Genomic DNA, 13,118 nt, shown 5'->3' on the forward strand with positions numbered 1-13,118 from the left:
AAAGAAAAGTAAACGGCGATGGTTCCTTTTGGGAAACCACCGCCGTTTTACCATACTCTTTTACGATTTACCTATTACTGGTTGTTCGGATCTTCCTGACCGCCCATGTCGGTGAGACCCGGCTCGACCGGCGCAACGAAGACGATACCCGCGTCGTCCGGGGCCGGCGGGGCCGTGTCGCCCGAACCGCTATCGTCGCCCATCACGTCGTTCTTCAGATCCATCAACTCATCGACGCTCAACGCACCGCTGTCATCGGTATCGGCATCGTAGGACGCGATGTTGTCTTCCGATCCGAACAGATCCGCATCGACCCCAACCAGCTTGATCGCACCGCCGTCGCCCAGGCTGATGATCGTATCGTCACCATCCTTGGAGATCGTCATCTCTTCGCGATCGTAGCCGCTGATGAACAGCTGATCCGTGCCGACCTCGAAGTCGTGGATCGTGTCGACACCGTCGCCGCGGGCGTAGAAGAACGCATCCTGTTCCCCGTCGCCCGTGCCGCCGACATCGCCGCCCCACAGATGGTCGCCGTTTTCGAAGTCCGCCGCGGCATCGCCCGTCCGGACCGACAGGATCGCATCGTCGTAATCCTGGTCGCCGCCGTTCAGCAGGTCTTCGAAGCCGATCAGGGTTTCGCCCGCGCCGCCTTCGATCACTTCCGGATCGCTGGACGGGGTGAAGCCGTCGACCGTTTCGTAGGTCAGGTGGTTACCGTTGCCGGAGACATCGGCCACCGTCTGGGTATCGGAGTCGTACCCGCCGAAGCGATAGTCGGCGACCACGTTATCCGTGCCGTCCGGCAGGGGTTCCCCGGCATTTTCGGCGATTTCCACAGAGTCGCGGACTTCGTCGAAGATCCGGGCCTGGGTGTAGGTACCCTGGAAGACCTGATCTTCGTCGAACCCGCCGCCGTTGCTATCCTGCTCCTGACCGAAGACCAGGGTTCCACCGGATTCCAGCGTCTCGCCGGTCGCGACGCCGGTGGTCGAATACCCTTCGACACCGTCGACATAGACCTTCAAGGCGCCGTCGCTGCTGTCCCAGGAGACCGAGACCATGTGTTCCGCACCGTCGAAGACGCTCGACGCCAGGATGCTGGTCGCGACGGACGCACCGGCCACGTAGATGCGCAGGACACCGTCTTTCGCGGTAATGCTGAACTCGTTCCCGTGGTGGCTGTCCGTGCCGTAGGACATGATCGGCGTGATGCTGTCGCCCACCGCGGTCGACTTGAAGCCGACTTCGACCGTGATCTGCTGGCCGGAGATGACATCGTCCGCTTTCAGGTAACCGTCGGTTCCATCGCTGTTGATGATCAGCCCGCCACCCTCGACGACCTGCGTCACTTGAGTGTGATCGAACCCATCGGGGTTCAGGCTCGACGGGTTGGAGAAGTAGGCCTTCGCATCCTGACCGGTCAGTTCCTGGCCATCGGCGTAGACGGAGATGGAACCGTCCCCGTTGGTGCCGAAGGTCACGACCATGCCGTCGGTCAGACCGTTATTCAGGTCCGCGCCGTCCGGGATGATGAAGAAGCCGACATCTTCCTGGTCGAAGCCGTCCAGCAGGATCGAATGCGTCGCGCCGACATCGGTCTGATGCAGGTTCGACCAGATGATCTCGCCGGTTTCGGGCATGCCGTTTTCGTTCAGGACATAGAACCCGACGACGTTGGAATAGTCGGCTTCCGTGCCTTCGAACGTCACCGTCATGGTCTGGGTGCCGATATCGGCCGTGCCGGTATCCGTGCCGCCCATGATCCAATCCTTGCCGGCACCGCCGGAGACGATGTCGTCGCCGGAGCCGCCCTTGAGGATATCGTCGCCATACTGGCCGTAGATCTGGTCGTTGCCCGACCCGCCATGGATGTCGTCGTTGTAGTCGGAGTAATCCGGCGCCGAGGAAACGGGCTCCGCGCTCACCGACTTCAACAGGAAGTCGGAGTTCTTGTAGCTGTTCCCCGCACCGTCATCCAACGGCATCAGTTCGACGGACGTGATCGGGAAGTCCGCATCGATCTCGAAGGTGACGAGGCCGTTGACGGTGCCTTCCACCGTGCCCGACAGCTCCTGCCCATCCGGACCGAAGGCGGTCCAGCGCGCTTTCTCCAGGTAACCCGGATCGGTGTCGGAATGTTCCGCATCGATCGTGGTTTCGCTGTCGAACAGCGCGGACAGGGTGAGCGTGACCGTATCCATCGGCTGGTCGAAGGTCATCCGCATGACTTCCGTGCCGTTGGCGTCATTGCCGTCGCCGGTATCGATCTCACCGCCATCCAGGCCGCCGCCGATCGAGATGCCGGAGTAATTGTAGCTACCCTGCAGTGACGTGTCGGCGGTGTTGGACGAGGTCAGCGTGAACGAAATGTCCTTCGTGGAGAAGCTGGCATCGTCGTAGCTGTCGGTGCCCGCGTTGTAGCGCAGCGCCTGCAGCGTGACCCCAGCTTCCGCCCATTCGGAAACGATATCGGCCGTGTTGACCCCGGTACCGTCGATGTCCAGATCGACCGGTTCGGCAGTGGTTTCGCCATCCGGTTCGGTCACCGCCGGCGGGACATAAGTGTCGAGGTTCGCCACGAAGTCCGCGGTGCCGACATTGTGCAGCGTCGCAACCTGTTCGGGGGTCAACGCCCCGTCCAGCAGCATCGGGTTGTCGATCTTGCCATTCAGGTAATCGTTCAGATTGTTCGCGACATTGTCACCGCTGTTGACCTGCGACGCACCGAAGGTCCACGGGTTCTCGTTGTCCGCCATGTTCCAATCGGAGTCGACGCTGTCGACCAGGTTCCCGTTGACATAGAGCGACACGGTCGATCCATCCCAGGTCACGGTCGCGTTCTGCCAATTCTGCCAATCGATGCTACCGCCGCTCAGCGTGAAGGACTCGCTGTCCGTCTGGACCCGCAGGCTGACCTGATGGTTGCTGTCGATATCCAGATTGAAATGACCGCCGTCGTCGTAACCGCTGGAGTCTTTCGACGCCAAGGTCCCGTTGTTCCAGGCAACGAAGTCGATCGAGAAGGTCCCCGTTTCGGTTTCCATCGATTCATCGTGGTCCACCACGATGTAATCGCCGTAGCCGTCAAACTGAGCGGCACCGTTGGCCGATCCTGTATCGCCTTTGGCCGTGCCGGTAAGTCCGTTGACGCTATCCGTCACAGTTTCGCTATGCGAATTCCAAGTCACATCCGACAGGCCGAAGTGGAAAACCGCATCGATATCGGATGTGGTGCTGCCCGTGTCGTCGCCACCGTCGAAACTGCCGCCGACCGTTCCCGATACCTCGATATCGGTGAAGCGGACGGTCATCTGCTCTTCGTCCTGGGTCTTGGAATTGTTGTACCCGCCCAAGGTGATCGTGTGATCGCCCGCGCTCAGGTCGCCCAGATCGATGGTGACCGTCTGCCAGCCGCTGTCGTAGTCGCTGGAACCGCTGCCATCGACATGTTCGATATAGTCATTGCCGTTCAGCATGACCTTCTGACCGTCGATCGCGACCCAGACCTCACCGTACTCGCTCGATTCGTATTCCTTATCGAACACCATGCGGTAGCTGAAGGTCAGGCTGCCGTCCGTCGCACCGTCCTGGACATTGAAGGTGGTCGTGTAACCGCCCGCCATGTCGCAAACGTTGCAATCGTCGACCCCGCCGATCTTCACGACATAATCGTCGCCATCGACATAGCCCGTGGCATATCCGTCGCCGCCGCTGCTGTATTCGTTCAGCGGATCGTCGGAATAGCTGGGCGTCGTCAGATCGAAGGACATTTCGACCGGTTCCGACGCGGTGTCGCCGATCGGATCCTCCATGTCCGGTCCTTCGTCGCCGAAGAGAATGTCGTCGCCCTGCTGGCCATAGATCGTATCGTTGCCCGACCCGCCATAGATCGTGTCGTCGCCCGCTTCCCCGGTCGACCCGGATACTTCCGGAATGTCGATGGAAATCGTGCTGGACACGGTGCCGGTGTCGGTTTCGCCGCGATCCGGATCGGTATCCAGCGAGGTGACGTCGACCGACAGGGTGAAGTCCTGCGTCCCGTAAGGCACGCTGATCGTCAGCCCGGCCAGTTGATCCGGCGTCAGGACATGCACGGTGGAACCGCTGAACGTATCGCCCGCCGTATTCGTCAGGGTCGCCCCTTCCGGAATATCGCCGATTTCGATCGTCAGCACTTCCGACCCGTCGACGTCGTTGTCGTCGGTTTCGATGACCAGCGGCGCGGTGAAGTAGCCTTCCGGCGTCAGATCGGTCGGATCGTCGCCGTACAGGATGTCGTCACCCTGCTCGCCGTAAATCCGATCGTCGTCGGCCCCGCCATAGATGGTGTCGTCGAAGCTGTCGCCCTCCACCGTCGTCGTGGCATAGCCCGTGTCGACCAGCGTGATGTCGTCCAGCGACATGCCGCGGCCGTCCGCCTGATCGTTGTCCGAGTTTTCGGTGAACACGATCCGCATGGGCTCGCCGGTGCCGACAAACCGGACCGTGACCGTCTGCCAGTCATGGTCGGTCGCATTGGACATATCCTGCGAGTAGGAGCCCAGTTCGACCCCACCGACGGAGACGGCCATGGAGTTGACGGTTTCGTCATATCCCGGACGGCCCGAGTAGCTGAAGGTCAGCTCGTAGACCTGTCCTTCCACCGTATCCACGTCGCGATAGATGCCGTCGGAGTCGCTGAACGAATTGGCCGCGACGTTGTTCAGTTCGACGAAGTTGTCGCCATCCGCCGCAGAGTTGGTGCCGTCGGCCTGATCGCCCAGGTCGCGGACCATTTCGTCGGTCCAGATCTCGACATCTTCCGCCGTCGTCGTCCAACCGTCGATCGAGTTGGCGAAGTAGCTCGGATTGGACGTCTGAACGTCGTCCGGCAGTTCCTCGAAGGAGCTGTTGAAGATGACCGTCCGGTCACCGACCTGCGTGAGGCTTTCGCCGACGCTGGAGCCGTTGTCACCGTACAGCAGATCCTGACCGTCGAGACCCATAATGGTGTCGTCACCGCCCATGCCGATGATCGTGTCGTCGCCATCGGTCCCGGTCAGCGTGTCGTCGCCGCTGGTGCCCAAGATGTCCCCGGTGGCCGTGTCGTCCAGGACATAATAGCCGCCGTCGGTCAGCGTCATGCCGTCCGGCAGGTCGCCATAGACGATGTCGCCGCCCAGGGTTTCGCCGTCCAGCTCGACCAGGAAGCGTTCGGAACCGCCCGCCTCCCAGTAGACGACCTCGATCGGATACAGACCCGCTTCGGTGACCGTGTAGGTCCCGTCAAACGTATCCGTGCCGCCATTCGTCGTCCGCTCCGCCACGACATCGCCGCCAACCGACAGTCGGAAACCGTCATCGACGGTAGCGCCGAAGGTGTGCGAGCCCGCTTCGAGGTAGACATAGCCCGACAGTTTGACGACGAAGCTATCCGCCGCCGCACTGGTCGAACCCGACGCGCTTGCCGCATCGTCGCCCAGGAATTGGCCGATGGTGCTGGCACAATCGTAATCGACATTGGTCGCCGTGAAGGTGATCGTCGCCGACTGACTGTCGATGATCGTCTGCGCGTTGTCCAAGTCGCAGATGTAATCGCCGGTGTCGTAGACCATCCCCTGTAGGCCGGTTCCCGTCGGAAGGGTCGGCGGTTCACTCGGCTCCGTCGGTTCCGTCGGGGTTGCCGTCGACACGAAGGTCGCGGTCGCGTCCTGCGTCGTCAGGTCGATTTCGTCGACGACCGGCGCCACGAAGACCGTGAAGGTTTCGCTGTCGGTCGCGACGTCGCCATCGACATCCGTGACACTGGCGGAGACGGTCAATTCGACCTCGCCGGAGAAATCTTCGGTCGTGCGCATGGCCAGACCGTCGATATCGCCCGCCTGCAGCGTCCACACGCCGGGCGACGTCTGGCTACCGTGGTTCAGCACCGCATCGGTCGGCACACCGGACAGGGTGAGCGTACCCGAGGAGAAGCCTTCACCCGTCGCCGTGACGGACAGGTTGATCGGAACCCACTGATCCTCCAGACCGCCGCCGGACGCACCGACATCCAGTTCCGGCGCCGTGTCGGCGATATCGATCACGACATCGGCTGTGGACGTATCGCCGTCGCCGTCGGTGATCGTGTAGGAGAAGGCCTCCTGCTCGACCGAGCCGTTGGTGGCGTGGTCGATACTGTCATCCGCCGTGAAGCTGTAGGAGCCGTTGGCGTTCACCGTCAGCGAGCCGTACTGCGTCGTCACCGTGGAACCCGCGGTCGCCGTCTGGCTCTGACCGTTGGCGTCCGTGTAGGTGAAGCTCGTCAGCGTGGAGCCATCCTGACCCAGATCGTCGTTGGTCAACAGGTTGCCGGTCACCGCCGCACCGCCTTCGACGGTGCTGGCCGTGTCGTCCACCGCATCCGGTGCCGTATCGGCAATGTTGATATCGACGTCGGCCGTCGACGTATCGCCGTCACCGTCGGTGATCGTGTAGGAGAAGCTTTCCGTCTCCGTCACGCCGTCGGTGGCATGGTCGATGCTGTCATCCGCCGTGAAGCTGTAGGAGCCGTTGGCGTTCACCGTCAGCGAGCCGTACTGCGTCGTCACCGTGGAACCAGCCGCCGCCGTCTGGCTCTGACCGTTGGCATCCGTGTAGGTGAAGCTCGTCAGCGTGGACCCGTCGGCTCCCAGATCGTCATTGGTCAACAGGTTGCCGGTAACGGCCGAACCGCCTTCGACAGTGCTGGCCGTGTCGTTTTCCGCATCCGGCACAGTATCGGTGACCGTCAGCGTTACCGACGCGGTATCCGACCCGTATTCGTTTTCCAGCGTGTAGGTGACGGTCTCGCTGAGATCGCCGCCCGAATGATCCTCGCTGGCATCCGAGGTGTAGGTATAGGAGCCGTCGGCATTGACCGTCAGCGTACCGTATTGCGTGTCCACCGTGGACCCCGCCGCCGCCGTCTGGGTCTGGCCGTTTTCGTCCGTGTAGGAGAATTCGGTCAGTTCGCCGTCGTTGACGTCGTCATTGTCCAGCAGGTTGCCGGTAACGGTATTGCCGCCTTCGGCCACGCTCTGGCCGGTGTCGTCATGCGCGTCGACCGGCGGAGGCAGCGGCGGCCCGTCGAGTGTCACGTCTTCCCAATCCTGAACCGTGATGCCCAACGCGTCGAAGGTCATCTCCGCGCCGCTATCCGTGTTCGGGTCGGAGTTGTTCGCGATGAATTCCTGGATCGCCCGCAACTCGTTGACGACATCCGGGTTTTCCAGGTCGGCCGCCGTGTAGCGGATGACCAGCGTATCCGTGCCCGTGCCGCCGTCATAGCGTTCGCCCGCGCCGCCTTCACCGACGGTGAACAGGCCGGTGTCGTTGCCGGAACCGGCGTGAACATCGTCGATACCGGTACCGCCGTCGACGGTATCCTGATCCGCCCCGCCGCGCAGGATGTCGTCACCCTGGTCGCCGTAGAGCTGATCGTCGCCCTCTTCGCCGTAGATCGTATCGTTGTAGCTGGCGTCGTCGCCGCCCGGAACGCTGATCAGTTCTTCATTGCCGATGACCGAGCCGTCGGAGAACGCGATCGCTTCGATGTTGTTCACCGTGATCATCTGACCCGTATCGTTGTCGATGATCTGGGTGTTGATATGGCCCTGGTTGTTCGTGAAGTTCTGGAACGTGTAGGACGACTGACCCTTGCTGAGATACAGCACGTCGTCGCCGTCGCCGCCGTCGACGCCGGTATGACCGACAACGGCGCCGTTCAACTGAACCGCATCATTACCGCCGCCCATATTCAGGTTGTTGCCCTGACCGGTGGTGCCGTTCACGACGACCGTGTCGTTCCCGTCGCCCATATGGAAGTTCTCGTTCATCACGAGATCCCGATCGACGATATAGGTTTCGTCCGCACTGGTCGCGTTGTGGTTCATATTGCCGTCGTCGACGAAGTCATTGTCGCCGGTGGCAATCGGATCACCGGTATAGGTGCCGCTGGTGGACGTGCCGGATTCCGACCCGCTGGGCACCGCCGCCGTGTAGGAGAAGGTGTCGGGCAGCGGATCGCCGCTGATCCCGTGATCTTCATCCAGATCGGAGGTGTAGCTGTAGCTGCCGTCGGACTGAACCGTCAGCGTGCCATGGATCGTATCCACGGTGACGCCGTTGTCTTCATCGACATCCACCGTCACGCTCTGGCCGCCTTCCGCGGTGTAGGTGATCGCAGTGATCACGCCGCCCGCTGCGATGCCGAGAGTGCCGGTCAGGGTGTTGCCGCCCTCTTCGACCGTATTCTCGTTGTCGCCGCTATCGACGCCGTCGCCGCCGCCGAAGCCGCCGCCGATCCCGAAGGACGGGCCGTCATCGGTGACATAGATCGTGTGTTCACCGGTCACCGTTTCGATCGCATCCGGCCCGTCGCCGTGCAGGATGTCGTTGCCCCGGTTGCCGTAGATCGTGTCGTCGCCGACGCCGCCGGTGATCGTATCGTCACCATAGCCGTCGCCGTCCGGCAGGCTGACGCTGATGGTCTGGACCACATCCGCCGACGTATCGGTGGTGTTGTCGTCCGCATCCGTATCGACCGTGCGGGCCGAAACCGTGATGTCGAACGCGTCCGTCCCGGTCGGGAACGTGACCGTCAGGCCTTCCAGATCGTCCGCCGTCAACTGGGCCGTCCCGTTCGTGACGGTGATCGAGCCGTTGTCGGAGGTCAGGACCGCGCCTTCCGGCAGACCGCTAAGGGTCAGGCCCGCCACTTCCGAACCGTCCTGATCGATCAGGCCGACATCGATGTCGAGTGCGGCGGACATGGTGCCTTCGTATTCGTCACCGATCAGCAGGTCGTCGCCGCCCTGACCGTCGATCACGTCGTCGCCCGCGCCGCCCAGGATCGTATCGTCGCCCGCCGAACCGGTCAGCGTGTCGTCGGTGCCTTCGTCGCCCACCGCCGTGACGTCGGCCGCCACCTCGAGGGTCGGGCCGTCGGCCACTTCATGCACCGTGACCGGCAGGGCCATCGGTTCCGTCGTGATGGTCTCGCCGGTGACCGAATGGGTCGCCGTCGCCGTCACGGTGATACCGAAATCGTCCGCCGAATGATCCGTCGCCTGGATGGTCAGACCTTCCAGGTCCGCCGGGGTCAGGTCATAGGAGCTCGCCCCCGTCAGAACCTGACCGGTACCCGTCACCAGGGTCGCATCGGTCGGGACGTTGCCCAGCGTGACACCGATCGTCACCGCATTGTTGGCCTGCGCCAAATCGGCGGAGATCGTCAGGGCGATCGGCTGATCCTCATAGCCTTCCGCCGGGCCGATCTGCAGGGACAGATCGGGCATCGCGTCTTCGATTTCGAAGCTGTGCGTGGCCGTCGCGCTGTCGCCGTCCGCGTCGGTGATCGTGTAGGTGAAGCCGTCTGTCGCCGCTTCGCCGCCGACATTCTCCACCGACGTGTCGGAGGTGAAGGTGTAGCTACCGTCGGCATTCACCGTCAGCGAGCCATACTGCGTATCGACGCTGACGCCGTTGGTCGGATCGACCGCCGCGGTGACACTGTCGCCGGCTTCGTTCGTGTAGGTAATGGACGTCACCGTCGCGCCGTCCGCGCCTTCGGTGTCGTTGCCCATGACGTTGCCGGTGACGGTCGCGCCGCCTTCGTCCAACGTCACCGTAGCATCGTCCACCGCCGTCGGGACGTCGTCCACGACATTGACCTGGAAGCTGTGCGTGAAGGCGACGCCTTCCATATCCGCCGGGTCGAGGTCGTAGTCGGTGATCGCGCCGTCGCTCGGCACGCCCGTCAGGCCGAAGCTGAGCGTCGAAGTGTTTTCACCCGCACCCGCCGCATGATCGATCGTGTCCATCAGCGTGAAGGTGAAGGACCCGTCGGCATTCAGCGTCACCGTGAAGACATCGCGACCGTCGGCCGTCGCCGTCAGCACGTTGCCGGACTGGCTGTAGGTGACCGCATCGCCGTTCGACGTCAGGCCTTCCGGACCCGAAATCGTGAAGTCCAGGTCGCCGTAGCCGAGGCCGGACGGCGCGCCGTCCGCGGCACCGTCGGCGCCGTAGTCGATGCTGATCAGTTCTTCACCGGCCAGACCCAGGTTACCGTCGGCGGACAGGGCGCCCGCATCCGGGCTGGAGCCGTCGGCCAGATCGTCTTCATTCACCGTCGGGATGCCCGTGACGGTCGACGTCGTGACGTTGATGTTCACGTCGTCGAAGTCCTGGTCGCCGCCGCCGGGGATGTCTTCCCAGTTCTGGTTGCCCGGGCTGCTGCTGTCCTGGGTGTAGTCGTAGTTGCCTTCGTTCAGGGCCGGGTTGTCGAAGATGACCGGGTCGCCCTGACCATCCAGACGTTCGCCGTCCAGCACGGCATACCATTCGCCGTTACCGTCCTGTTCGAAGGTAACCTCGACGCCGTTCTCGATATCGCCGTTCAGGTTCGCCCCGTTCGAGATCACGAAGAAGCCGACATCCGCCGGGTCCACGCCCTCGATCGTGTAGGTTTCCCCGATATCTTCCTTCGTGTCGGCGAAGATGATCTTGCCGTCCACCGGATTCCCGTTGGCGTCCTTGATGTAGTAGCCGTAGCTGTTGTGATAGCTGGCTTCCTCGTGACCCATATTGGTCACTTGGATCACGTGCTCTTCCGTGCCGCCCGGCGGCAGGCTGTTCGCCGTCGCCACCGGCACGTCGTCCACGACGGAAACGGAGAAGGTCTGCGTCACTTCCGCATCGGCAAGGCCGGACACCGCATCGCCGTCACCGTCGACCGCCGCGGCCAGAATGTCCGCGCCCGGCGTGCCGGTGATGGTGAAGCCCAGATCCATGGCGTTTTCGCCGTCGGCATCCGCATGGTCCAGGCTGTCCTTCAGATCGAAGGTGTAGGAACCATTGTCGTTCAGCGTCACCGTGAAGACCTCGCGCCCATCGGCAGCGGTCGCCGTCAGGACGTTGCCCTGTTGGCTATAGGTGATCGCATCGCCGTTCGACGTCAGACCTTCCGGACCCGTGATGGTGAAGTCCATGTCGCCGTAGCCGACGCCCGTCGGAGCGCCGTCGCCCGCGCCGTCCGCACCGTAATCGATATCGATCACGTCGCCGGAGCCGAAACCCAGATCGCCGGAGACACTCGTCGAGTCCGACCCGTCCGTACCGTCGGCCAGATCGTCCTCATCGACCGAGACGGATTCCGCCTGTCCGACGGAGATATTGTCCGTATCGGCCACCGGCACATCGTCTTCGACCGACAGGGTGAAGGTCCCGGATTCCTGCGTCCCATCGCTATCCGTCAGGGTCACCGTGAACGGCATATCCGCGATCACGTTGGCCCCGTCGCCTTCCGGATGGTCAAGCTGACCGACCAGATCGAAGGTGTAGGACATGGTACCACTGGCCGGATCGCCGGACAGTTCGACGGTGAAGACCGTCTCGCCATTCGCGCTCGCCGTGACGGTCAGGCCGTCTTCGGAAACGGTGTAGGCAATCGCTGCACCGCCGGAGGTCAGGGCCATGGCCACCAGGGCTGGCGGGACCGAAATCGCCACCGGATTCGTGTCCGCCGGACCGTCATTGCCGAAGTTGACGTCGAAGCTCTTCGTCACGATGGACGGATCGCTACCGTCCGTACCGGTGACGACATCGCCGCCCGCCACGGACAGGTCGTTTTCGCTCAGCGTGGCCGTGGCATTGGCACCGAAATCGATGCTCAGGCAGCCATCGGCGATCGCGATGGACTGACTCGCCGTCGAGGTGTCGCCGTCGCCATCGGTCAGGGTGTAGGTGAAGGTATCCACCGCATCCTGGCCGTCTTCGTTGGCGACCTGCTCGTCGACCGTGTAGCTCCAGGAGCCGTCGGCATTGACCGTCAGCGTGCCGTGGATCGTATCCACCGTTTCACCAGCATTCGCCTCATGGACCTCACCGTCCTCACCGGTATAGGTGAAGCTGGTGATCTCGCCGCCGTCGGCGCCCAGGTCGTCGTTGGCCAACAGGTTCGCCGAGCCCTGATCCGTCCCGACGACGATGGAAATCGACGCCCCGTCAGACAGCAGGCTCGGGTTTTCCGGACCGATATACATGCCGTCGAAGGCATCGCTCGCCTGCCATTCGACATCGGCATGGGCCGCTGTCGGCAGATCCGCCGCCGTGTAGCCGTCGTCGGTGATGAACAATTCACCCTCGCCCGGGCCATAGCCGGACGGATGGTTGTTGCCCGCCTTCACCGTCAGGCCCGCGACCAGCGTCGCATCCGGGTAGTTCTGGTTGACGAATTCCTGGATCGGCAGGTGGTCCGGATCGCGAACCCCGTCCATTTCGTCGAAGCCCTCGATTTTGACCTTGATGATCTCACCGGTCGCATTGTCCGCCAGATACAGCACGATATTCGAGATATCGTGATCCATTTCCGGTAGATCGCCATCGGACCCGGTCGGCTGGCATTCGCCGACCGTCACGATGCCGTCGTCATGCGCCGTTGGAACATCGTCGACAACGTCAATTTCCAGCGTCGCGGAAGCCGTCGATCCGTCGCCGTCCGTCACCGTGATCGTGAACGGCACGTTTTCGATAACATTCTGGTCCTGGCCTTCCGGGTGATCCAGCGTACCGGTCAAGTCGAAGTTGAACCCGTAGCCATCCGTGGAATTGCCCGACAGGGTCAACGTGAAGATATCATCCGACCCGGCAGACCCCGTGATCGTCTGACCGTCTTCCGACAGGGTGTAGGTCACCGCCGTCCCACCGGACGTCAAGTTCATGTTCGTCAGTTCGCTCGGGATGCTCAAGGCAACCGAGGCGATACCGTCGGCACCACCGTCGATATCCAGCATGCCGGAGGTAGAACTGTCCTGCGTCCCATCGGTGCCGGTCGCGAGGTCACCCGCTTCGCTGCCCAGATCGTCTTCATCGACTCGATAACCATCCGCCCCGATGCTCGGATCGTTCGGATCGTTAACCGGCGGTTCTTCCGGCGGGGGCATCGGTGTGGGGGGTTCCGGCCCATCATCGGTGATGGTGAAGGCCTGCGTCGCAGAGGACGTGTCGCCGTCGGCATCCGTGATCGTATAGGTGAACGCGTCTTCCAGCGGTTCGCCGTCGGTGTGCTGTTCCGCACCGTCCGACGTGTAGGTGTAGGAACCGTCGGCATTGAC

1 protein-coding gene is annotated in these 13,118 nt (G+C 62.7%); it reads right to left on the reverse strand.

The genetic code is table 11. From position 1 onward, the window contains the following. Positions 1-74: 74 nt before the first annotated feature. Complete coding sequence (locus HH303_RS09455) at positions 75-12,947, reverse strand: T1SS-143 repeat domain-containing protein (protein ID WP_227421636.1); 12,873 nt, start codon at positions 12,945-12,947, stop codon at positions 75-77. Between the last annotated feature and the right edge of the window lie 171 nt (positions 12,948-13,118).

The organism is Pacificispira spongiicola, from assembly GCF_012926505.1.
Classification (GTDB): Bacteria; Pseudomonadota; Alphaproteobacteria; order UBA8366; family Aestuariispiraceae; genus Pacificispira; species Pacificispira spongiicola.

What these genes read in the sequence shown, in the direction of transcription:
- HH303_RS09455 (WP_227421636.1), bottom strand. Translation starts at nt 12,947, where the DNA reads ATGCCCCCGCCGGAAGAACCGCCGGTTAACGATCCGAACGATCCGAGC.